The organism is Vibrio sp. Vb2880, assembly GCF_033337975.1.
Lineage (GTDB): Bacteria > Pseudomonadota > Gammaproteobacteria > Enterobacterales > Vibrionaceae > Vibrio > Vibrio alginolyticus.
Genome location: NZ_JAWORT010000008.1, coordinates 55,741 through 79,159 on the forward strand (window position 1 = coordinate 55,741; position 23,419 = coordinate 79,159).

The window sequence follows — 23,419 nt, forward strand, 5'->3', positions numbered from 1 at the left end:
AGAATTACTTAACGGTAGGGTATGGCAAGTCACATTTCTCTTAAACAACTGAAAGTGTTTACGACGATCACGCAGCACAAAACGCTCACAGCGGCTTCTGATAGTCTCTTTTTATCGAAAGCCGCAGTGAGCATGGCACTCTCAGAATTAGAAAAACAGATCGGCCATCACTTGTTTGATCGTGTTAACAACCGACTGATTTTGAACCAAGAAGGTCAAAAACTGCTACCACTGGCGGATGAGTTACTCAACCGAGCCAAAGACATCGAGAGCATTTTCGATGGTGACCAAGCGCTATCGGGCCAACTTCGCATTGGTGCCAGCGACACCATTGGCAACCAAGTCGCGCCCTATTTGCTTAGCGAATTTCGTCAGCAAACGAACCATCGTTCTCAAAGCCTGTTCATTTCTAACTCCGCACAAATCTGCGACATGCTGACCGATTACGAGTTAGACATAGCCCTCATTGAGGGCAAAACACTTCACCCTGAATTGCAGTCTACCCAGTTTAGCGAAGATGAAATGTGCGTGATTTGCGCGCCCGATTACCCAGCCGCGCACGAAGGGCCAGTAAACTTAACCGAGCTAGAAAACAGTGAATGGATATTGCGAGAGGCAGGATCTGGTTCACGCGAATTTTTTATGCGCGTTGTCGCACCGCGCTTGGAACATTGGCATGAAGCTTTTCAGCTCAATACCACCGAAGCGTTGATCAACTCAGTATCGGCAGGGTTAGGCTTGGGCTGCTTGTCACGTTTGTCTGCAGAACCTGCTATTCGTGACGGCCGCGTAAAACTGCTCGACATGCCTTTAGATATGAAACGTCGCTTCTGGTTACTGGTTCATAAAGAGAAATATCAAAGCCCATTGCTCAAAACGTTTATCGAATTTTGCCAAGATTGGGAGCGACCAACAAACCTTCCTTTGACGGACAAACCCGCAAAGTGAAACCAAGATAGTTTAAATGCTAGTCAGTTAGTTGTACGTGTCTCTCATTCTGAGGCTTGTCGCTAGACTTGATTGGTCAAAAACTGTATAAAAAGCCAGTATCAATACACCAAATTAGGGGACCAACCATGGCTGTAATCGTCAAGTACGTGGTAGAACGCAATGGAGAAGAGAAAATGACTTTTACCTCTAAAGCGGAAGCTGACGCATACGACAAAATGCTGGATATGGCAGACGAGTTATTCTCACTGCTGGGTAAAAGTGAACTTCTAGAAGACGAAGGTAAGCAAGAAGATCTTGCAATGTTCCTTGCGCAAAACAAAGAAGAAGTGCTTTACGCTCTTGGTGCAAAACGTAAACCTGCACCAAAAAAAGCAAAGAAGCTTGAAGCTGTTGAAGAAGATAGCGAGCAAGAAGACGCTGCATAAGCCTCTCATTTGTTTAGAAAAAACGTCGCATTATGCGGCGTTTTTTTATTCCTTCCGTTTATCTCCATATATCTCTGAGAATATAAAGAACCGATTTAATATCCCAAATTACTCTAAATTTCATGTTGCAGATTAGTGTGACTTAGCTCTAGTCTAAATGGGTTCGGTGATGGGGTACCACCGGAATCGAAAGATTCGAACCGCTGTTAAAGCTAATGACTCCTACAGAAACGAAAACAGGTCAGCCCTGTTGGAAGTGCTTTCGCTTATGTTGTGAAAGCGAGAGTTCTGTAGTGAGCAATTCAACTCTTCTCCAACCCCGCTCCTGTTTTCTCAAAAATTAAAAAGATATCCAAAATAGTTGTTAACTCAACAAGGCGACAAACGCATGAACCTCCTGAACATAGTTTTCTATTTGATGGAGCGAATAAGAGCAGTCAACGCCGTTGAGTCTGACAAATAGGCTGGATATCGTACACTGGGAAAACACTATGCAATACTCACACGAAATCCAATCAATGTGCCCGATTCAACGCGGCGATCTTCATGCATCTGCACCGATCCCTGTTGAAGGCGCAATGATCAATCCAAAAGACGTTATCGCGATTTCTGGTCTTAGCCACGGCGTTGGTGCTTGTGCTCCTCAACAAGGTGCAGCAAAACTGACTCTTAACGTCAAAAACGGCATCATCGAAGAAGCTTTGATCGAAACGATCGGCTGTTCAGGCATGACTCAATCAGCCGCGATGGCCGCAGAAATCCTAACAGGCAAAACTATTCTGGAAGCACTGAATACCGACTTGGTATGTGATGCTATCAACGTCGCGATGCGCGAAATCTTCCTTCAATTTGTTTACGGTCGTACTCAATCTGCTTTCTCTGAAGGCGGCTTGGAAATTGGTGCGGCACTGGAAGACCTTGGTCAAACTCAACGCAGCCAAGTGGGTACTAGCTACTCAACTAAAGCAAAAGGCGTGCGTTACATGGAGTTAGCTGAAGGCTACGTAACAAAACTCGCGCTAGACGAAAACAAAGAAGTGATTGGTTACCAATATCTCAACCTCGGCAAGATGATGAAAGCCATCAACGAAGGCGTATCTGCTGCAGAAGCCGCAGACAAAGCAACGGGGACTTACGGTCGTTTTGACGAAGCCGTAACGACCATCAACCCACGCCAACAATAATTGCCACCAAGAGGGAAGAGATTATGAACACTCCGATTACTGAATCTGTACGTCGCACATTAGACGAAATGCAACTATCTTCTCTGGAAGAGGCTTACCAATACTGTATGGATCGTGGTATCGACCCAAAAGCATTGGTGATGGACACTCAACCTATCGCGTTTGAAAGCGCTGCCGATGCCTACACACTGGGCACTGCTTTGGCGATTTTCCGCGGAGCAAAAACAGCAGAAGAAGCGGCAAACATCATCGGTGAAGGTCTTCAAGCCTGCACAAAACCGGGCAGCGTAGCGCAGCAGCGCCAAGTGGGTATCGGTCACGGTGCATTGGCGGCTCGTCTATTGAATGAAGAAAGTGGCTGTTTTGCTTTCCTTGCCGGTCACGAGTCATTCGCTGCGGCAGAAGGCGCTATCAAAATCGCATTGAACGTTAACAAATCACGAAAAAATCCGTTGAAAGTTATCCTAAATGGTTTGGGTAAAGACGCCGCTTACCTAATCTCACGCATCAATGGTTTCACTTACGTACGCACTCAATACAACTACCAAACTGGTGAGTTAGTGGAAGTAGAACGTCGCCGTTTCTCCCAAGGTCCACGTGGTGAGATCCTTTGCTACGGTGCAGACGATGTGCGTGAAGGCGTGGCTATCATGCATAAAGAACAAGTGGATGTGAGCATCACTGGTAACTCAACTAACCCGACTCGCTTCCAACACCCAGTAGCAGGTATCTACAAAGCAGAACGTAACCGTGAAGGCATGCCTTACTTCTCTGTAGCATCAGGTGGTGGTACTGGTCGTACTCTACACCCAGATAACATCGCGGCAGGCCCTGCATCTTACGGAATGACCGACACTATGGGTCGCATGCACGCCGATGCTCAGTTCGCGGGTAGCTCTTCTGTACCAGCGCACGTTGCAATGATGGGCTTCATCGGCATGGGTAACAACCCAATGGTAGGGGCAACGGTTGCACTTGCAGTAGAGGTCGGCGAGCTAAGCCTCTAAGTCGATTTATCGCTTTACTATCCAAAGCCAGTAAATCCAACAAACCCAGTGTAGGGGGAGTGACTTCGGTCCTCCCCTTATTTTTTGCTATGCCCCCTTCTCCAACTTCACTGTGTCTCTGCCCAAAATCGGTCTGGTAAGGCTTTTGCGACACATTTCTCATCAGACAAACATATCTCTAAAAAGACAAAAGGTATCCATCTACAGACTTTCTCCATTTCCCCTCTTTAAACTCCCCAACACTCTCTTTATGATGACTGACAACTTAATTATTTCTTGTCAGTGAACAGACGAGACACAAGACTCAACACATGGAGATCAACTATGGCTTTCTTCTCTCTAGCCTTTGGTACGGCAACTAAAAATCGCGACGGCAAAATCATCGAAGCGTTTTTCCCAAACCCAGTTCTTAACCCAAGCGAAGCGCTTGTTAACGCACTAGCAGCAGTAGCAGGTTACGAGCAAGGCAACCAAGCTATCGAGATCTCTGCAGCACAAAGCGCAGAACTGGCAGCAGCATTTGAAGCAAACGGCGATGCGGCAAACGCTTCTTTCGCAGCAAAAGCAGCAGAATCAGCACAACCACTTGTACTGGTTATCCTTGCAACTGACGAACAGCCACAAAGCGTTGCTGAAGGTTTCCTAAAACTTCAACTTATCTCTAACCGCCTAGTTCAACCGCACGGCACGGTACTAGACGGCATCTTCGGTCTACTACACAACATCGCATGGACTAACGAAGGTCCAATCGATCTACCTGAACTAGCAGAGCGTCAAATCGAAGCTCGCCTAGCGGGTCGTGCACTAAGCGTAGATTGCGTAGACAAGTTCCCTAAAATGGTGGACTACGTGGTACCAACTGGCGTTCGTATCGCTGACACTTCTCGCGTACGTCTTGGCGCACACGTTGGCGAAGGCACAACGGTAATGCACGAAGGCTTCATCAACTTCAACGCGGGTACAACTGGCGTGAGCATGGTTGAAGGTCGTATCTCTGCTGGCGTAGTGGTTGGTAACGGCTCTGACATCGGCGGCGGCGCATCTATCATGGGTACGCTATCTGGCGGCGGTAAAGTTGTGGTTTCTATCGGTGAAAACTCGCTACTAGGCGCGAACGCAGGTCTTGGCTTCCCAATGGGTGACCGTTGTACTATCGAATCAGGTCTATACGTAACTGCTGGTTCTAAAGTACGTATGCTAGATTCTGCTGGCCAAGAAGTAGAAGTGGTGAAAGCACGCGATCTTGCTGGTGTGTCTGACCTACTGTTCCGTCGTAACTCTGTAACAGGTCAAATCGAGTGTCTTGCAAACAAGAGCGCGGTTGAACTGAACAGCGAACTGCATAAAAACAACTAATTCATTCGTGAATTAGCCCTACGAAAAATCCCCCAGCAGGAAACTGTTGGGGGATTTTTTAGCTTACAGCAAAATGCGTGATTACTGATTTAAAAAGCTGACCGCTTTATCTGGGAAATCAGTAAACAAGCCATCCACTTTTACTTGGTTGTAGTACACATCCATCATGCCTTCAAAGCTGTCAGTGTACGCTGGAATGCGTCCTGGATCGGCGCGGAACGTGTATGGATGCACTTGCAAGCCAGCGTCTTTTGCAGCCTTCATCAACGGCTTGATGATGATATTGTCTTTGGTTGACTTATCATCCACCAGCATCGGCTTCCAAGGTCCAATTCCTTCCGCGTAACTCGCTACTTTCTTCATTCCGTCGGCTTCGAACATCCAGTCATAACTGTATGGTGTTGCCTTGTCGCCTTTGTACACCATAGTTTCGTTCCAGTCCGTGTAAGCCATAAGCTGAACGAGCTTTAAGTCCATGTCCATTGCAGGCATGAGTTCACTGTTGATGCGTTGAAGTTCATTCGCATCAAAACACTGAAGGTAGACTTTGTCGTCTTGAGAGCCGTAACCGTACTGCTTCAAGACTTTAAGTACTGCTTTAGAAATGTCCTTACCTTCATGACGATGGAACCAAGGCGCTTTAATTTCTGGGTAAATACCGATGTCATAACCCAGCGTTTTGTTTAAGCCTTGGATCAGCTCAATCTCTTCAGCAAACGTCGGCACGGTGAAATCAGATTTCCACATAGGGAATCGGGTTGGATAGCCCGCTACTTTGTTGCCTTTGTCATCGATATTAAAGCCTTCAGTTACTCGCAAGGATTTGATTTCCGCCAGAGTGAAATCAATCGCGTAATAACGACCATCTTTACGTGCACGATCAGGAAAACGCTCCGCAACATCCGTTACGCGATCGAGATAATGGTCATGCAACACGACCAACTGGTCGTCTTTCGTCATTACCACATCTTGCTCTATGTAGTCAGGTTTCATTGCGTAAGCAAGTGCTTTGGCTTCTAGCGTGTGCTCAGGCAAGTAGCCCGATGCGCCACGGTGCGCAATGACAAGCGGCTTCGCAATCGCACCAGCAGAAAGGCTAAGTGCTAAAAAAGTAAGACATACTGACTTTGTTTTCATTGTTATTTCCTTGATAAAGCGAAGAGGCAGTATTCCACTGCCTCTTTAAATAAATATTACGCTAGCGCTTCCTTCTCACGCTCTTTTTGCTCGTGGTGCGCACGTTCACCTAAGAAGGCGTACATCAAACACACGATAGAAGTAATACAAGAACCCACTAAGATGATAAAGCCACCATCCCAGCCAAAGTGGTCTACGGTGTAGCCCAAAATCGCGTTTGCGGCAACTGCCCCACCCAGGTATCCAAACAAACCAGTAAGACCAGCGGCAGTACCTGCGGCTTTCTTCGGAGCGAGTTCAAGTGCGTACAAACCGATCAGCATAACCGGACCATAGATTAGGAAGCCAATTGCAATAAGCGCCATCATATCGACTGTTGGGTTGCCCGCAGGGTTAAACCAATAAACCATCACTGCAACTGTCACTAGCACCATAAATAAGATACCAGCAGGTGCACGACGACCTTTGAACAATTTGTCAGAGATCCAACCACACAATAGTGTTCCTGGAATGCCAGCCCATTCGTATAAGAAATAAGCCCATGACGATTTATCTACCGAGAAATCCTTCGCTTCTTTTAGGTAAACAGGTGCCCAGTCCAGTACGCCGTAACGAATTAGGTAAACAAATGCGTTTGCAATTGCAATCGACCAAAGAAGTTTGTTGTTGAAGACGTATTTGAAGAAGATTTCCTTCGCTGTCATTTCTTGTTCATGGGACTTGTCATAGTCATCTGGGTAATCGTCTTTGTATTCTTCAATAGGAGGCAGACCACAAGACTGAGGGGTATCGCTAACCGTCATCCAAACAAACACAGCAACCAACGTGGCGAAAAATGCAGGAACATAAAATGCAGTGCGCCAATCATCGTTAAATGCCCACAGGCCAAGAATAAATAGTGGACCAATCAAGCCGCCACCCACGTTGTGCGCCACGTTCCAAACCGAAACGATCTCACCACGCTCTTTACGTGACCACCAGTGCACCATGGTTCGGCCACAAGCAGGCCACCCCATCCCTTGGAACCAACCGTTCAAGAAAAGCAAAATGAACATCGCAGTGACGCTACCAGTCGCCCATGGCATAAAGCCAAAGCAAAACATCACTAATGCAGACATCAATAGGCCGCCACTAAGGAAATAGCGAGGGTTGGAGCGGTCTGAAACGCTGCCCATTAGAAACTTAGAGAGACCATATGCAATGGAAACAGCTGCCAAGGCGACACCTAAGTCTCCGCGGCTAAAGCCTTGCTCGATAAGATAAGGCATCGCCAAACTGAAGTTTTTACGAACTAGATAGTAACCGGCGTAGCCAACAAAGATACCGATAAAGAGTTGCCAACGGAGGCGAGAGTAGGTGCTATCGATGCTGCCAGGGGACAGACGATCAATGTGCGCCTTAGGTTTGAATATTCCAAACATAGGAACCTCATTATTTTGTATGCGATGGTAAAAACACAAAAGGAGCGAACGAAACAAAACAAATCTTCGTTCGAAAGTTCATGAATTGTATGGAGTTAGGATTTTATTTCTGTGACAAATGTTGCACATGGATTAAATGTAAGTAAATACAGTAAATTATATGAGCATTAATTAGATCATCGTTCAACTTTACTCAAGATTCGTTAATATGAAACTGATATTCAAACCTCTCACTTGAGCATTCCAATTCGAAACCTTTGAAACAAAAGCTCGAATTAGAACATAAACTAACCGTAAAAAGGGCGATTTACGCCTGCCCTACTCGCTCCGAACCAACTAATAACTATAAAACTGAAAAACGATCACGTTTAGCATCAAACGAAATAAAAAAAACAATTTTTATTTGAATACAAGCCGAAGCAATGATTCACAAACACAAGACATTAACAGCGTTTATTCTCTTCTCAACTCATCCTATTGGTACCAATGGGATGACGATTTTTTCTAAAAGTCCAAACATGACAGCGTATTTTTTATATCACTGCTATCCCTTGATACATTTGACATTCCGCTACTCCTTTAGGGTTAATTGCTACACAAGTTCTGTGCAATAAGTCTCCAAGCACGTAGCAGCTTCACAAAACTCCTCTTACCAGTTGTGCATTCTTTTTCACATCGGTAATTTGAGCGCTCTCAACACTGGCCTCGTGACAAATAAATTATTTTCGTTGTGTTCTTTTCCGGTTAAAAGATGCGCCATTTAACAAAAACGAAGACTTTGATTAACAAATTTATGCTCAAACGCTCATTTTTAACGCTCGTTTGTTTTCGCAAACGTTTATATATGCACAATAGTATCGTGCTAGACAGGCAAAAATGATCAAAGGACTTTTAACATGACAACGAACAAACACCCCTCTCTGCTTGGAGAATGTTTGGCCGAGTTTATCGGTACAGGACTACTTATTTTCTTCGGCGTAGGCTGTGTTGCAGCCTTAGTTCTAACAGGCGCATCATTTGGACAATGGGAAATCAGTATTGTATGGGGCTTCGGTGTCGCCATCGCTATTTACTGTACGGCTGGCGTCTCTGGTGCACACATCAACCCTGCCGTTACCATCGCACTTGCTATGTTCCATGGTTTTGATAAGGCGAAAGTGGTGCCATACATTATCGCTCAAATGCTTGGGGCATTCTGTTCTGCTGCATTGGTATACAGCTTATACAGCAACCTTTTCACCGACTACGAAATCGCTCATAACTTCGTTCGCAGCAGCCAAGATGCACTAGCAACTGCTGGTATCTTCTCAACCTATCCGCATGCCTCCCTCTCTTTCTTTGGTGCTTTTGCTGTGGAATTCGTTATCACTGCTGTGCTGATGTTTGCGATTCTGGCTCTGGGCGATGAAAATAACGGCGCGGCACGTGGCGCAATGAACCCTCTATTGATCGGTATTTTGATTGCCGTCATCGGTGGTTCACTTGGCCCACTAACAGGCTTTGCGATGAACCCTGCTCGTGACTTTGGACCAAAGCTGTTCGCTTACTTCGCTGGTTGGGATTACGCTCTGACAGGTGCTAAAGACATTCCTTACTTTATCGTGCCTTTACTTGCTCCGATTGCAGGTGCGTGTTTTGGTGGTTGGTTGTATCCAAAAGCGATTGCCGCTTACCTTCCACAACAAGGTCACGGTTGCACGATTCCAAACCAATGTGAGACGGAAGAAGAAACAGAAGAAGCTAGAGCTTAAAACTGACGTAACTCGAACATTTACTAAAATATAAATAACGAAACAAAAGGATTCTTACCATGACTGAGCAAAAATACATTGTTGCCCTAGACCAAGGTACAACAAGCTCTCGCGCAGTGATTCTTGATCATGATGCGAACATCGTAAGCGTCGCGCAACGCGAATTTACTCAGATTTATCCAGAAGCTGGTTGGGTTGAACATGATCCAATGGAGATCTGGGCAACACAAAGCTCTACCTTAGTAGAAGCTCTAGCTAAGTCTGGCATCCGTAGCGACCAATTAGCGGCTATCGGTATTACTAACCAGCGTGAAACGACCATCGTCTGGAACAAAGAAACAGGTAAACCCGTTTACAATGCGATTGTATGGCAATGTCGCCGTACTGCTGATATCTGTGAAGATTTAAAAGCACGCGGTCTCGAAAACTATGTACGTGACAACACTGGTTTGGTGCTTGACCCTTACTTCTCCGGTACCAAAGTTAAATGGATTCTGGACAATGTTGAAGGCGCACGAGAAGACGCAGAAGCAGGTAAGCTGTTGTTTGGTACTGTCGATACTTGGTTAGTTTGGAAGATGACTCAAGGTCGCGTTCACGTAACCGACTACACTAACGCATCGCGTACCATGCTGTTTAACATCAACGATCTATGTTGGGATCAAAAAATGTTAGATGAGCTTGGCATCCCAGCATCTATGATGCCAGAAGTGAAGCGCTCATCGGAAATTTACGGTAAAACCAACATCGGTGGTAAAGGCGGTACTCGTATTCCTATTTCTGGAATCGCAGGTGACCAACAAGCGGCGCTTTACGGCCAAATGTGTGTTGAAGCGGGTCAAGCGAAAAACACTTACGGTACGGGTTGTTTCTTGCTAATGAATACGGGCCAAGAAAAAGTCACTTCGACACATGGTCTTCTAACAACTTTGGCTTGTGGTCCTGCAGGCGAACCAGCTTATGCACTTGAAGGTGCCGTATTCATGGGTGGAGCTTCTATCCAATGGCTACGCGATGAATTGAAAATCCTAAACGGTGCAGAAGACTCTGAATACTTCGCGACAAAAGTGGATACATCAAACGGCGTTTATGTCGTGCCTGCATTTACTGGTTTAGGCGCACCATACTGGGATGCCTACGCACGTGGCACGATTGTCGGCCTTACTCGCGGTGTGAATTCAAACCATATCATCCGTGCAACATTGGAAGGCATCGCTTATCAAACTCGTGACGTACTGGATGCGATGCAAGCTGACTCAGGCATTAAGCTTGCGAACCTTCGAGTCGATGGTGGTGCAGTAGCGAACAACTTCCTAATGCAATTCCAATCCGATGTATTGAACACAGAAGTACACCGCCCTCAAGTAACTGAGGTTACCGCTCTTGGTGCAGCCTACCTTGCCGGCCTTGCAGTTGGTTACTGGGATAGCATTGATGAGTTGCAGAATAAAGCGGTACTTGATCGCACCTTTGAGCCACACGATGATGAAGAAAAACGCAATCGTCGTTACAAGGGCTGGAAACGTGCAGTGAAATGTGCACAAACCTGGTCTGAACTTCACGACGAAGAAGATTAATCTCATCTCCATAAGAAAAAAAGAGCGCCATTTGTGCGCTCTTTTTGCGCTTTATCCCCGATTCCTGAACTCGCTTACTTCTCACAACGAGCAAATTCGAGCACAATAGAGCTTCGAATTTGAAGCATTGGCCGTTACCAATGCACAAGGGAGTGGTAAGTGAAGCAAATACCTCGACACCAGCAGATTGTTGAGCTGGTGAAAAAACAAGGCTATGTCAGCACGGATGAGTTGGTAGAAAGATTCAATGTCAGCCCACAAACCATCCGACGCGATCTCAATGAACTCGCCGATGACAACAAAATTCGTCGTTATCACGGTGGAGCCACTATTCCTCTCAGTTCTGAAAACACATCTTACAACACGCGTAAAGCGCTCAACTTCAATGAAAAAGATGTCATTGCAGACGAGGTAGTCAAACACATTCCAGATGGTGCCACACTATTCATCGATATTGGCACTACACCAGAAGCAGTTGCGCGAGCGCTCAATAAAAATCATAAACAGTTGCGTGTTGTCACCAACAACATCAATGTTGCGACCATTCTTTTCCCTAACCCTGAAATCAAAGTCATTTTAGCGGGTGGAGAAGTCCGCAGCAGAGACGGTGGTATTGTTGGCGAGGCTACCCTCGATTTCGTTAAACAGTTCCGTCTCGACTTTGGTATTCTCGGCATTAGCGGTATCGACTTCGATGGCTCACTATTAGACTTTGATTACCACGAAGTCCGGGTAAAACAAGCGATCATTGACAATAGCCGTAGTGTATTTCTTGCCGTAGACCACACCAAGTTCGGGCGCAATGCTATGGTGAAACTAGGCAATATTGCACAGCTCAACATGATCTTTACCAATAAGCTGCCACCAGAAGAAATCTTGTCAATTTTGAAGGAAGCTTCTATCCCACTTGAAGTGGTTGAAGCTAACGAATCAAACTCCGAAAACGAGTAACGTCAATCGTATAATTCCCCCTCAAATGACCTCTGTCTTAATTAGACAGAGGTTTTTTTGTGTCTAAATCACACAAAACGCTCACAAACGAAAATAATAGATGATCACAAACGAAACCTGAGCTAGGATTACATCATGTTCTAAAATGCTCGTTCGCTCACCAAGAGGTCAAATTTATGAGTATACAAAATAATGCTTCCACTACTAGCTCATCCACTACCTTAGACTTGATCGTAATCGGTGGCGGCATTAACGGAGCTGGTATTGCGGCAGACGCAGCAGGCCGAGGTTTGAGTGTTGGCTTATATGAAGCAAATGACTTCGCATCTGCGACTTCTTCAGCAAGTTCTAAACTGATACACGGCGGTTTACGCTACCTTGAACACTACGAGTTTCGTTTAGTTTCGGAAGCGCTCGCAGAGCGTGAGGTTATTCTTCGTAAAGCACCACACGTCGCACTACCAATGCGTTTCCGTTTACCGCATCGCCCATTCCTACGCCCAGCTTGGATGATTCGTTGTGGCCTTTTCCTTTACGATAACTTGGGTAAACGTACGACGCTGCAAGGCAGTAAAACCGTCAACCTTGCGAAATCTGGCTTGCTAAAACCAGAAATGAAAACGGGTTTCGAATACTCTGACTGTTGGGTTGATGATGCACGTTTAGTATTACTGAACGTTCTTGCGGCTCGCGAAAACCATGCTGAAGTGCGTAACTACTGCCGCGTGGAAAAAGCACACCGTGAAGGTGGTATCTGGCATGTTACTATTCACGATGTGATGACAGACCAACGTTTCGAACGTAAAGCGAAAGCGTTAGTCAATGCTGCGGGGCCTTGGGTAAAACAGTTCTTTGATGATGGATTAGAGCAAGCCTCTCCTCGTAACATTCGCTTAATCAAAGGCTCGCACATCGTTGTTCCTCGTATCCACAACGAACCGCAAGCCTACATTCTTCAAAACAAAGACAATCGCATCGTATTTATGATTCCTTACTTAGATAAGTTCTCAATCATTGGTACAACAGATGTGGAATACAAAGGTGACCCACGTGAAGTGTCGATCTCAGATGACGAAGTCGATTACCTCATTGATATCGTAAACCAACACTTTGTCCACCAGTTGACTCGCGAAGATGTAGTTTGGACATACAGCGGTGTTCGTCCTTTATGTGACGATGAATCTGACTCTCCGCAAGCAATCACACGAGACTACACGCTAGAGCTCGATGCGGAATACGACCATGCACCTCTGCTTTCTGTTTTTGGTGGTAAGTTAACGACCTACCGTAAGTTAGGTGAAGCAGCAATGAAGAAACTTGCTCCGTTCCTACCTGAAATGGGTAAAGACTGGACGGCCAACCAAACCCTTCCTGGTGGTAACTTCAGCTGTAGTCGTGAACAATTAGCTAAACAAATTCACGCTAAATACACTTGGGCGCCAGAAGCATTGATTCTTCGTTATGTCACACAGTTTGGTACCCAAACCTGGAACTTAATGGAAGGCACAACAAGTGAAGCTGACTTAGGACAAACGTTCTCGGCACAAGCAGGTGGTGTTTACCAACGTGAGATCGATTACTTAATGAACCATGAAATGGCAATGACCGATGAAGACATTTTATGGCGCCGTACTAAGCTTGGTCTTTACATGAACGAGGAAGAAAAACAGGCCTTAACGGACTATTTAAAGAAAAAGCTACAACAGAAAGTGGTTAATCTTTCTCAAGTTGGCTAACAGCTCCCCTCCCTCCCCCACAATAAAGCCTGCTTAGTTGCAGGCTTTTTGTTTTGTTGTTTAAGAACAACTATTCATAGACATTTGGCGTTAAATACAATCATACTCATTTGAAAAATAATGCATCAATGACTTCAGAGTACCGTACTCAGAGTATTGCCTCTGTATGGCAATGCAATTCTCGCGAAAGAAGTATCTTGAGGTTATTTTGGTATCGGCTCAAACAAGGAAAAGAAAATGGGTTTTATGATTGAACATTGGGACTTCTCAACCCCAGAAGCAACTCAACAATCCACCACGGCAGAGCAAATTCAAGCTAAGCATTGGTACCATTGCGAACGGCTGCATCCTGATATTCGTGGTTGGCTGGAGCAGAACCAAGTACCTCGAGCTACGGTTGATCATCTATTAGCCGACGAAAGCCGACCATCTTTCCATCCTTTGGATGACGAGAACTTCATGTTGATTTTACGAGGCGTCAATATGAACGGCAATGCATCACCAGAAGATATGCTTAGTATTCGAATTCTCTACTTTCAAGGCGCACTCATTTCAACTCGTAAAATTCCATCACGCGCGATCATGGAGATTCGCCAAGCATTAGCGGAACACAAAGGCCCAAAAAGTCTTGCCAGTTTACTTCATCAGATCATTGAAGGATTAAACAGTAAAATAGACATTTACCTTGATACGATTGAAGAAACACTAAACCAGTTCGACGTGAATGATGAGTCGACGTACAAACATATGGCGACTCAAAAAGCACTGATTTCTATCAAGCGTTTTATTCGCCCTCAGCAGTACGCTATCCGTGATCTTGTGGAGTCAGAATCAGAATTGATTGCTTTGAGACCTCATCAATATCGCTTCGCACACAATAATATTACGCGCATAAATGAAACACTTGAGTTTTATCTTGGAGAAGTGGCGCTTTTCCAAGAAGAGATCAAACATCATCGTGATGAGAAAACCAATAAAAACAGTTACCTGTTTACTTTGGTAGCAACGATTTTTCTACCAACCAGCTTCTTAACAGGTTTACTCGGTATCAATGTTGGTGGAATGCCAGGCGTGGATTCCACCATGGCATTCACCTGGTTCTGCATCGCCTTAATTGTCATTTTTGGTCTAGAGTGGTGGCTATTTAAACGCTTGGGGCTCACGAATAAAGCGGACGACGAAGACGAATAAACACTAAACCTATAAAGAACAAAAACCAAAAGAGGAGCACGCGGCTCCTCTTTTCTCTACTCACATTAGAATCTTATCCGGGGTGACCATCCACACGATGGGTCACAAGCATCACACCAAAGCGCCACACAAATAGCCCAAACGCAACAATCCATAATCCACCGCTGATATCAATCCACAGTATCATGTTCGCTGGATCAAAGATCACGGCGAAACTGCGAACCAAAGCTGCCGCGGTAATCGCTGCAAACGCAAGGCTCATGTTTGGCCCTTTGTAGATCATGCGACCAGTATGTCCCATCGTCACCCGTGTAATCATCGCTAAAATCAAACCGCCTAACGCACCTATCGCAAACAGGTGAATGAGGTTATGGCTGGCAAATGCATCTCCCCAGACGCCTCGCAAAATTAAGCTTAGTGGTAAACACAAATACGCAGCATGCAGCGACCATACTAAAGGCTCGTTCAGGGTTAACCAAGGTTTCCAGCGAACAAAACGCACCAACTGAGCAACACCTGCAAATAGCATCAAAGGACTACCTAGTTCTGCAAACGTCACAGGGAAAAAGCTCAGCACAAATAGCATTACCAATGGCAAGTTCGCGAACCACTCTAACCAAGCCAATGGTTGCGCTTTTTCGAAATTAAATCGACGCGCAGTAAAAAATGGAATTACACGTCCGCCCATCACTGACAACAGCAAGGTAAACCACCACAGCATTGCTTGCCACACCGCTGAAGAGCTAAAGGGCGGCATACCTTTTATCGTTGCGTAGCTTGCAAAGTTCGCAAAGATGGCTAAAAGAAACAGTGGAACGAAAAACAAATTACGCCAACCTTTGGCTCGATACACACGAATGCCCACCTCATAGGCGACAAACAGTAAAAATACCGCTTCGATACTGCTGGTTAACCATAACGGTGCTTGTGTCCAAAGCAATATGCGGGGCACTAACCACAAGCCAAATAAAGCCAGAAGCATGTAATGCTTGGTACCATTAATGCCAGTCCAGTTTTGTACCGCGGTCAGTACAAAGCCAACTACAATGGCCATCGAAAAACCGAACAACATTTCATGTACGTGCCACCACAATGCAGGCACGGCTAATGCGTTTGGCTGTCCGCCTTGGAACATCCACACCCACAACGCAATCGCAACAATGGCGTAAATCGACCCAAACAGAAAAAACGGCCGAAAGCCTAATCGCAGCCATGCGGGGATTTTTTCTTCTACTTTTTTATCGGTGATATTCAGCATTATCTTGCCCTCAAGCGTCTCTCGATGCTGGTTAACTCAACTACATATTGATGCTACCATAAACATGCATAAAAAATACATGTTTATAATTAAGATTATACTTAAGAGGTAAAGTTGTGCTTCAGATGCGGGTTAGGTATAAACATGAGAGGCACAACTATCAGTTAAGGGATGCAACGACAATGTACATATTTGGCTATGGCAGTTTGATTAATTCTGCGTCACGTAAATTAACCGGACAAACGGGAGAAGCCATTCCCGTCATAGCACATGGGTTGGTTCGCTACTGGGGGAAGATTGACGACAGCTACAGCCTCTCTCCATTAGTGGTGAACCAAGGCGATGGACAGGTTAATGGCGTTTTACTCGAAGTGAATAAAGAAGCGCTCGCAGAATTCGACCGCCGTGAGCGAGGTTATCATCGTATTCAACTTCAGCCAGATCAAATCGAAACAGATGCGAGTTTTAACCAAGAACATGACATTTGGGTTTACGTAAAAGACGAGCCACTACCACCATGCGCAAAGAGCCCAATCATGCAAAGTTATGTTGATACCGTGCTGGCAGGTTGCTTGGAAGTTTCCCACGCGTTTGCAGAGCATTTTGTGCGTCACACCATTGGCTGGCAACACGCGAAAGAAAATGACCGCCATCAACCCAAATATGGCAACCTTGCAGGCGTACAAGATCACCATTATGAGTTGATTGATAATCTGATCAAAAAAGGAGCCTAACGGCTCCTTTTTAGTATCTATGTTTTGCTTACGCGAGCTTAAAACTTGTAATCAACACCAACGTACAGGCTGTCAAAATCAAAATCTTCGCTGCCACCGTTTTCGGCATCAATACTTACCGAAGAAGCACGGTAGCCACCAGATACAACCAAACCTGAAGCGAACTCATAACCAGCCTCAACACCGTAGTTAAAGCCTACATCACGACCATCATCGGTAACAGTGCTAGATGATTTCACTTCATAAGAAACACTCATTACACCAAGGCCAGCAATCGCACCAACATAGAAGCCTGTACCTGCAAATTGGTATTTAGGCTTCGCATTGAAATTGAACGCAGAAGCATCAACACTAAATTTAACCGGCCACCCCATGTAAGAAAATGTTTCTTCAAAGTCGCCAAAGTATATGTACTCACCTTCAAAAGCTAGTTTGAAGTTTTCTGAATATTGAAGCTCTTTACCTACAGCAAAGCTAAGACCTGTCGCAGAAAAATCTTTTGACAAGCTTTTAACTTTAAGATCTGAATTTACCAAATCAGCACCAACATACCAGTTACCTTTTGCTTGAACTGATGCTGAAGCAACCACTGCACCTAAAGCCAATAATGGCAATACTTTTTTCATTATAATTTCCTAATTTTTCATACTGTTAGACAGCTTTTAAAAGCGCGGAGATTATAAATAGAGTTGAATACTTTCCTATTGATTTGTTTATAAAATGAGACACAAAACATAAACATGAACAATAAAACGTTTGCTTGATTAAACTCTAAACAGCTCGAGTCCTATTAAGTACTAGAGTTACCACAAGTAGCAAGTTTCCAAACCAGTCGCGTTTTTCAGTATTTTTACAGCAATATAATCCTTACGTTTACGGCTTTATTTATTACTCAATAGAGTGTATTTCATGAAAACAAGTTGGCTTGATATGCTGATTTAAAGTGTTTAGGACTGTCTTACTAAAGGTTTGTGCATCTCTAAGTAGCTGTTTAAAATAGTCAGATTATTGAGCTCACACTTGGGCAGTGAGCAGTGCCGACGGGAAATTTACATGGCAAAGCTAAAAGATATCGCCATTGAAGCGGGCGTCTCACTTGCAACCGTATCGCGGGTTTTGAACAACGACCCAACGTTGAGCGTTAAAGAAGAAACCAAATACCGCATTTTGGAAATTGCAGAAAAACTGGAGTACCGCACCAGTAGCTCGAAGAAAGGCATCAAAGAAGTTAAGCAAAAACATCACTTTTTAGCCTTATATAACTACAAACAAGAAACAGAGGTGAATGACCCTTACTACTTATCAATTCGTCATGGGATTGAAACGCAATGCGACAAATTAGGTATTACGCTAACCAATTGCTATAACAGTGAAATTGATGTTGAAACGAAAAAGATAACAGGTGTCCTTTTAGTCGGAAATGTCGACCAAAAGGTAGTAGATAAATTACCTAAACGTCTAGCCGATAGCATCTGCTACATAAACTTTTCAGATCCAACCTGCCCTTATGATTGCGTTGATGTCGACCTTATTCGAATCAGTAGGCAAGTAGTTGATTTCTTTGTACAACGAGGCTACCGCCGCATCGGTTATATTGGCGGTCAAAACAAGCCCGACGCAGCTGACACTCGTGAAAATGTGTTTTTGGACTATGGCTATCTAAAAGGCGTGGTCGCAGAACAAGATATACACTATTGTGCCTGCTCTAGTTTGTCCGGTTATAACTTAGCGAAAGAGATGCTAGCCAAAGGTGACTTCCCGAAAGCAGTATTCATTGATTCAGACTCCATCGCGATTGGCATAGTACGTGCAATCCATGAATTTGGCTTAAAGATACCAGAGGATATTACGTTGATTAGTATGAATGATATTCCTACTGCTCGCTTTACCTTTCCGCCGTTGTCTACAATTCGTATTCACTCTGAGTTGATGGGAACTCAGGGAGTGAACTTACTGGTGGAAAAATACCGAGATGGACGCTTACAACCTCTTCATGTATACGTGCAAACAGAGCTTAAACTACGTGGTACAACTCAATGATACCTTTTCCATTAATCTCTTTTATGAATTAAATCTGGAACATCCCCCCCAACCAAAGACATTCATTTTGCTCAATCAGTACTGTTTCGGTATAACGCCGATAACTCAGCGGGTTGTAAGAAGTTCAACAACAAATAACTCTAAGCACCATGAGTGCCCCAAATGTTTATCATTTAGAGGTGATGGTCGAAGAAACCAACTCGCGTAGCCAAATGCCTTTGTCTTCATTGTTTCGGCTGGAATGCCACAGTATAGCAATATCAAAATCCGCAACGGCGATCGGCGGCTTAACGGTAACGAGATCGTCCGAAAAGCCCTCCGCCAACGCCATTTTTTCTGGCACGATGGCAATGAGATCGCGCTTTTTCAATAGATGCCGAATAGTGAGAAAGTTGCGCGACGCCACGGTGACTTTGCGGCTCAAGCCATGTTCTGCGAGCTTTTGGTCTACTTGTGTCTTTAAGCTCCCATCGGGACTTACCAGAGCTTGCTCGATGTTCGCGAACGCTTCCAGAGACAGCTGTGTTTCCCCTTTCAACACCTGTTTATCACACATGCACACGTGTTTTTCGGTGTACAAGTACAAGCTCTCAAAGTTGTCATCCAACACCGGCATGCTGCCAATAATGACATCGAGCTTTTCATGCTCAGTTAGTGCCACGTAGTTGCTACGATTGACGTTAATAAAACTGATCTGCGCCTCTGGGGCGCGCTGGCGTATTTCGTCATAAAGCCGAGGAGCAAAGATAAACTCGGCATAATCCGTTAACCCGATGCGACATACACCCGCGTAATTTTCAGGTTGGAAGGCAGACTTAGTGAGCAAGTCTTTGGCGATAGAATCCAACAAGTGATGCACAGTTGGCGCGATGTGGTGAGCGTGCTCGGTGGGCTCCATCTTGTGCCCTTTTCGCTCAAAAAGCGGGTCGTCAAACAACAACCTTAAACGAGACAAACTATGACTCATCGCCGACTGGCTAACGTAACTTTTCTCTGCCGCGACGCTAACGCTTCGATGGCGATACAGGTAGGAAAACGTCACCAATAAGTTCAAGTCAATGTTGCGCCATTGAATGTCCTCTTTCACTCCAATATCCTTATCCCATTTCATTCATAGATGAAATTAAAATCATCAATTTGAGTCATTTTAGAGCATTCGATAAATTAGCAACAATGCTTTTTAGATAAACAGGCTCGACATGTTCACCATATTCAAAACTTTTTTCTGGCTGGGTTGGTTCAGCTTCGGCGGCCCGGCGGCTCATATTGGTTATTTTCGCCAAACCTTTGTTGAGAAACTGAAATGGCTTGATGACAGCGAGTACGCGCAAATTGTCGCACTCAGTCAGTTTTTGCCGGGACCGGGCTCAAGCCAAGTTGGCTTTGCTTTAGGCTATAAACGCGGCGGTTTAAGTGGCGCATGCGCAGCATTTGTCGGATTCACGCTTCCTTCGGTGATCATCATGTTGGCGCTGGCGATGGTGAGTAGCCAAATCACCGACACCGCAATGTTCCAAAACATCGTTCACGGCCTAAAACTGCTAGCAGTCGTCGTCGTGGCGGATGCGACTTGGGGCATGTACAAAAACTTCTGCCAAAGTAAACTGACCGCGGGTTTGTGCGTCGCGACTGCGATTGCGTTGCTGGTGGCACCAAGCATCATGACGCAAATGTTCGTGTTGCTCGCAGCAGGTTTTGTTGGTATGCGATATCTGAAGAAAGACTCCGCGCCATCAGCAGAGCCGTTTAAACCATCTATCGTGCCATTGGCTCTATTTGCGGTGCTTTTACTCGGCTTACCATTAGTGGCTCATACGTTACCTTTGCTTGGGCTGTTTAGTGATTTTTTCCAAGCTGGTAGCTTAGTGTTTGGTGGCGGTCATGTGGTTCTGCCGCTTCTGCAAAACATTGTTGGCGACCAGCTCAGCCAAGATGCATTTTTAACAGGCTACGCCGCTGCACAAGCTGTACCGGGGCCAATGTTCACCTTTGCGACTTTTATCGGTTACGAGCTTTCGGATACGCCAATTTTAGGCGCTCTGATCGCAACGCTTGGCGTATTCCTCCCAGGGTTTCTTTTACTGCTTGGCGTTCTTAAAAACTGGCAAGCACTGGCAGGCAAACCGCTGGTCTCCGGCGCCATCAACGGTGTAAATGCCTCGGTAGTAGGGTTACTACTCGCGGCACTTTACCAGCCAGTATTTAGCAGCGCAGTTGTTGCTCCCATCGACATGGCGTTAGTGATTGCGGGTTTCTATCTACACAAAAAGCTCAACCTTTCGGTTCTGTGGATGATCGTGTTTTTTGTGGCGGCAGGCCTTGTCACGGGCATGATGTAGCCTGCTGATACGCCAACTATTGAATCCAGATAAACCACGGGTACTCAAATACGAGTGCCCGTTTTCTCAACTAAGCTTAATGATATTGGAAGGATAGAGATGACGGATCATCAATGGAACAAGACAACAATTACGAGCTCAACCTTAGCTGGCAGCAAAAAGCATCGGCTTTACTCACATCAGTAAAGAATGAGTTATTGAACGATAGGGTTTTCTACACCTATTGCTTTATCTCGACTGCTGTCATTTATCTTTGTTCTTTATATCTCGATTTCCCTATTGATTACTCTTTTACCACTTACCTTGAAACGCTCATGCAAGCTTTGTATGTCACAGGTTTAAGCTGGTGTATCTATTATTATTTCTATCTCATACTGCGCAAAGAAAAACAGCCAGCAAAGCGCTTCATACGAAAACTGAAGCATCTTATTTTTCCACTCCACCGCCCTGTATCAGTGTTTGTTTCGATGATGGCACTTAACCTGATTTTCTCTAACCACACGTTTTTGAAATCGCTTATTCCAATCATCAATCCTTTTAAATGGGATCTAACCTTTGCGAATATTGATACGCTGTTGCACTTCGGCGTTGCACCTTGGGAATTGACCCATGCATTATTCTCCAATGCTTGGGCCTCATTAGGGCTAAATGTAGCCTACAACGCATGGTTTTTTTGTATGTGGGGCATACTCATCTTTTTCCTTATCTACAAAAAATACCCGTTGGTAAGGCAACAGTTTTTACTCACGTTCGCACTGTCTTGGATGATTCTTGGTGTCTTCTTCGCCACGTTGCTTTCTTCAGCAGGCCCATGTTATGTAGAGCTTATCACTGGAGATGAACAGTTTGTTCCTCTGATGAAAACGCTCGAAGTCCAAAGCCAATATCTTACCAATGTGGACGCTGGGCAATTGTGGGCATTGCCTACACAGCAATATCTTTGGGATGAGTACATCGCGAATGCCAATGGTATTGGCTCTGGCATTTCGGCAATGCCGAGTTTGCACGTTTCCATTGCTGTTTTGATGGCGCTATCAATTTATAGACTCAACAAAACCATCGGCTACTTTGCTTACGCTTTCGCAGTCATCATTCAAATCGGTTCGGTACATTTAGCTTGGCATTATGCGATTGATGGCTACCTCGCAACACTCTTGACGGTGATGTTATGGAAGATAGTTGGTTGGGCTTTACGGCGCTATGCTTCTTACCCTGAAAGAAGCGAATGACGGCTAATTGAACAAACACCTTTGCAACGGACTACTCCCCATAAATGAAAAAGCCACTCTATCTTGCAGAGTGGCTTTCTTTTAAAAGGGTCTTCAAATTTATTGGAGAAGCGCGGTAGAGGTATCCCCTCGCTCTCTCACCATTGCCAATGCTCGTTCTAGGTTTTTATTTGCCAGTTCATAGTAGGCAGGGTTCTTATCAATAGCCTGTTGTAAATAAGGAATCGCCTCTCCTGGTTTGCCTTGAAGGATCAAGAAATAACCAACATTGTTGAGCGCTTCGGGTTCTGTCATGTGTCGACTAAAAATACTCAGAGCTTGTCGTGGCTGATCTTTAGCTAAAGCAATGAGACCTAAATTATTGATTCCTCTCTCATCTCCTGGCTTGATACTTAGTGCGGCTTGAGTAAAGTGCGCCGCTTTTGAGTAAGCTTTTTCCATGTAGTAGGAGTAGCCAAGGCTGACCAAAGCGTTTACGTTTCTTGAGTCAATATCCAACGCTTTTCGAATTAACGCCTGCGCAATATCGTGGTCGCCACGAATGTCGTAAAGCACACCTAGACCGGAGTAAGCAGAGACTGGTGATTTATCATCATAGCGATATGTTGCAACGCTCTCTGCAGTAATGTTGTCTTTAGTGATGGTAGGATCGCCATCCATGCGAATTTGGTCAGCATTCAAAGCGCGTATGTAGTAGCTTTTCCCAACGTCCTTTTCTCCACGTTTCGTGTATAAAGTACCTAGCTCAGTCAGGGAACCAATATGATCGGGGTTCTCAGCCAAAGATGCTCGAAATGATTTATCGGCGAGCTCTGAATTCTCCCTAGCTAAATGGATGCGACCCACGGTGTACAAGGTTTTATCTTTATGGACTGCATTCGGGAAAGAGAGTGAGCGAATATATTCATACAAGGCTAAGTCGACATTTTTGTTGCTTAATGCAATATCCCCTCGTGAGATTGCCTCTTCCTCTGTTTTGGGAGGTTCATCATTAGTGAGAGACTCAACGGGCTTACCTGAGTACAGCGTTGAATCGAAATCTGATGACTGTTCAGTTGTTGAACATGCGGTAAGCACCAACAACGAGATGATGACGTATTTCTTAATCCACATAACGATCCCTATTTTGCTT

20 protein-coding genes and 1 riboswitch are annotated in these 23,419 nt (G+C 45.0%); of the genes, 14 read left to right on the top strand and 6 right to left on the bottom strand.

The window, feature by feature from the left end; genetic code table 11:
* The first annotated feature begins 21 nt into the window (after positions 1–21).
* From R7M92_RS11030 to dapD, 5 genes are all read left to right on the top strand, one after another.
* Positions 22–948: a LysR substrate-binding domain-containing protein gene (locus tag R7M92_RS11030; RefSeq protein ID WP_005386506.1), complete on the top strand. Its 927-nt coding sequence runs from the start codon at positions 22–24 to the stop codon at positions 946–948.
* Positions 949–1,076: 128 nt separating this feature from the next.
* Positions 1,077–1,376 (top strand): YebG family protein, encoded by a 300-nt coding sequence (locus tag R7M92_RS11035; RefSeq protein WP_005380208.1) that lies wholly within the window; start codon positions 1,077–1,079, stop codon positions 1,374–1,376.
* Positions 1,377–1,532: 156 nt separating this feature from the next.
* Positions 1,533–1,608: riboswitch (Fluoride riboswitch) on the top strand.
* Positions 1,609–1,867: 259 nt separating this feature from the next.
* Entirely contained in the window at positions 1,868–2,560 is a 693-nt protein-coding gene (locus R7M92_RS11040) for an iron-sulfur cluster assembly scaffold protein (protein WP_005386501.1), read from the top strand.
* A gap of 23 nt (positions 2,561–2,583) precedes the next feature.
* The gene (locus tag R7M92_RS11045; protein ID WP_318133377.1) at positions 2,584–3,567 is read left to right on the top strand and encodes a GGGtGRT protein; all 984 of its coding nucleotides are present in this window, start codon (positions 2,584–2,586) and stop codon (positions 3,565–3,567) included.
* A 324-nt stretch (positions 3,568–3,891) separates the two neighbouring features.
* The gene (dapD, locus tag R7M92_RS11050) at positions 3,892–4,923 is read left to right on the top strand and encodes a 2,3,4,5-tetrahydropyridine-2,6-dicarboxylate N-succinyltransferase (protein ID WP_005391708.1); all 1,032 of its coding nucleotides are present in this window, start codon (positions 3,892–3,894) and stop codon (positions 4,921–4,923) included.
* A gap of 81 nt (positions 4,924–5,004) precedes the next feature.
* On the opposite strand, the gene glpQ is transcribed toward dapD, so the two are convergent.
* Together glpQ and glpT are read right to left on the bottom strand one after the other, a co-directional pair.
* The gene (glpQ, locus tag R7M92_RS11055) at positions 5,005–6,060 is read right to left on the bottom strand and encodes a glycerophosphodiester phosphodiesterase (RefSeq protein ID WP_025768218.1); all 1,056 of its coding nucleotides are present in this window, start codon (positions 6,058–6,060) and stop codon (positions 5,005–5,007) included.
* A 56-nt stretch (positions 6,061–6,116) separates the two neighbouring features.
* The gene (glpT, locus tag R7M92_RS11060; RefSeq protein ID WP_318133379.1) at positions 6,117–7,481 is read right to left on the bottom strand and encodes a glycerol-3-phosphate transporter; all 1,365 of its coding nucleotides are present in this window, start codon (positions 7,479–7,481) and stop codon (positions 6,117–6,119) included.
* A gap of 896 nt (positions 7,482–8,377) precedes the next feature.
* On the opposite strand from glpT, the gene R7M92_RS11065 reads away from it, so the two are divergent.
* From R7M92_RS11065 to R7M92_RS11085, 5 genes are all read left to right on the top strand, one after another.
* Positions 8,378–9,232: an MIP/aquaporin family protein gene (locus tag R7M92_RS11065; RefSeq protein WP_005380195.1), complete on the top strand. Its 855-nt coding sequence runs from the start codon at positions 8,378–8,380 to the stop codon at positions 9,230–9,232.
* A 59-nt stretch (positions 9,233–9,291) separates the two neighbouring features.
* Complete coding sequence (glpK, locus tag R7M92_RS11070; RefSeq protein ID WP_005380193.1) at positions 9,292–10,809, top strand: glycerol kinase GlpK; 1,518 nt, start codon at positions 9,292–9,294, stop codon at positions 10,807–10,809.
* Positions 10,810–10,968: 159 nt separating this feature from the next.
* Positions 10,969–11,760 (top strand): DeoR/GlpR family transcriptional regulator, encoded by a 792-nt coding sequence (locus R7M92_RS11075; RefSeq protein WP_136976866.1) that lies wholly within the window; start codon positions 10,969–10,971, stop codon positions 11,758–11,760.
* A gap of 176 nt (positions 11,761–11,936) precedes the next feature.
* The gene (gene glpD, locus R7M92_RS11080; RefSeq protein WP_017636005.1) at positions 11,937–13,496 is read left to right on the top strand and encodes a glycerol-3-phosphate dehydrogenase; all 1,560 of its coding nucleotides are present in this window, start codon (positions 11,937–11,939) and stop codon (positions 13,494–13,496) included.
* Between the two features lie 237 nt (positions 13,497–13,733).
* A complete protein-coding gene (locus tag R7M92_RS11085) occupies positions 13,734–14,687 on the top strand; it encodes a CorA family divalent cation transporter (RefSeq protein ID WP_005380188.1) in 954 nt (317 codons plus the stop codon).
* Between the two features lie 73 nt (positions 14,688–14,760).
* Here the strand turns inward: R7M92_RS11085 and R7M92_RS11090 are convergent, their stop codons facing one another.
* Positions 14,761–15,945 (bottom strand): NnrS family protein, encoded by a 1,185-nt coding sequence (locus tag R7M92_RS11090; protein ID WP_318133381.1) that lies wholly within the window; start codon positions 15,943–15,945, stop codon positions 14,761–14,763.
* Positions 15,946–16,127: 182 nt separating this feature from the next.
* Here R7M92_RS11090 and R7M92_RS11095 point away from each other — a divergent pair, with 182 nt between their 5' ends.
* Positions 16,128–16,679: a gamma-glutamylcyclotransferase family protein gene (locus R7M92_RS11095; RefSeq protein WP_042521366.1), complete on the top strand. Its 552-nt coding sequence runs from the start codon at positions 16,128–16,130 to the stop codon at positions 16,677–16,679.
* A 38-nt stretch (positions 16,680–16,717) separates the two neighbouring features.
* Here R7M92_RS11095 and R7M92_RS11100 read toward each other — a convergent pair whose 3' ends face one another.
* The gene (locus R7M92_RS11100) at positions 16,718–17,305 is read right to left on the bottom strand and encodes an outer membrane beta-barrel protein (protein WP_005380175.1); all 588 of its coding nucleotides are present in this window, start codon (positions 17,303–17,305) and stop codon (positions 16,718–16,720) included.
* 427 nt (positions 17,306–17,732) lie between these two features.
* Here R7M92_RS11100 and ebgR point away from each other — a divergent pair, with 427 nt between their 5' ends.
* A complete protein-coding gene (gene ebgR, locus R7M92_RS11105; RefSeq protein ID WP_005380173.1) occupies positions 17,733–18,719 on the top strand; it encodes a transcriptional regulator EbgR in 987 nt (328 codons plus the stop codon).
* A 169-nt stretch (positions 18,720–18,888) separates the two neighbouring features.
* Here ebgR and R7M92_RS11110 read toward each other — a convergent pair whose 3' ends face one another.
* Complete coding sequence (locus R7M92_RS11110) at positions 18,889–19,806, bottom strand: LysR family transcriptional regulator (RefSeq protein ID WP_395230267.1); 918 nt, start codon at positions 19,804–19,806, stop codon at positions 18,889–18,891.
* A gap of 112 nt (positions 19,807–19,918) precedes the next feature.
* Here R7M92_RS11110 and chrA point away from each other — a divergent pair, with 112 nt between their 5' ends.
* Both chrA and R7M92_RS11120 read left to right on the top strand, forming a co-directional pair.
* Complete coding sequence (chrA, locus tag R7M92_RS11115; protein ID WP_318133383.1) at positions 19,919–21,058, top strand: chromate efflux transporter; 1,140 nt, start codon at positions 19,919–19,921, stop codon at positions 21,056–21,058.
* Between the two features lie 113 nt (positions 21,059–21,171).
* Complete coding sequence (locus tag R7M92_RS11120; RefSeq protein WP_318133385.1) at positions 21,172–22,287, top strand: phosphatase PAP2 family protein; 1,116 nt, start codon at positions 21,172–21,174, stop codon at positions 22,285–22,287.
* Between the two features lie 99 nt (positions 22,288–22,386).
* On the opposite strand, the gene R7M92_RS11125 is transcribed toward R7M92_RS11120, so the two are convergent.
* Positions 22,387–23,400: a tetratricopeptide repeat protein gene (locus tag R7M92_RS11125; RefSeq protein WP_005386465.1), complete on the bottom strand. Its 1,014-nt coding sequence runs from the start codon at positions 23,398–23,400 to the stop codon at positions 22,387–22,389.
* Positions 23,401–23,419 lie beyond the last annotated feature (19 nt).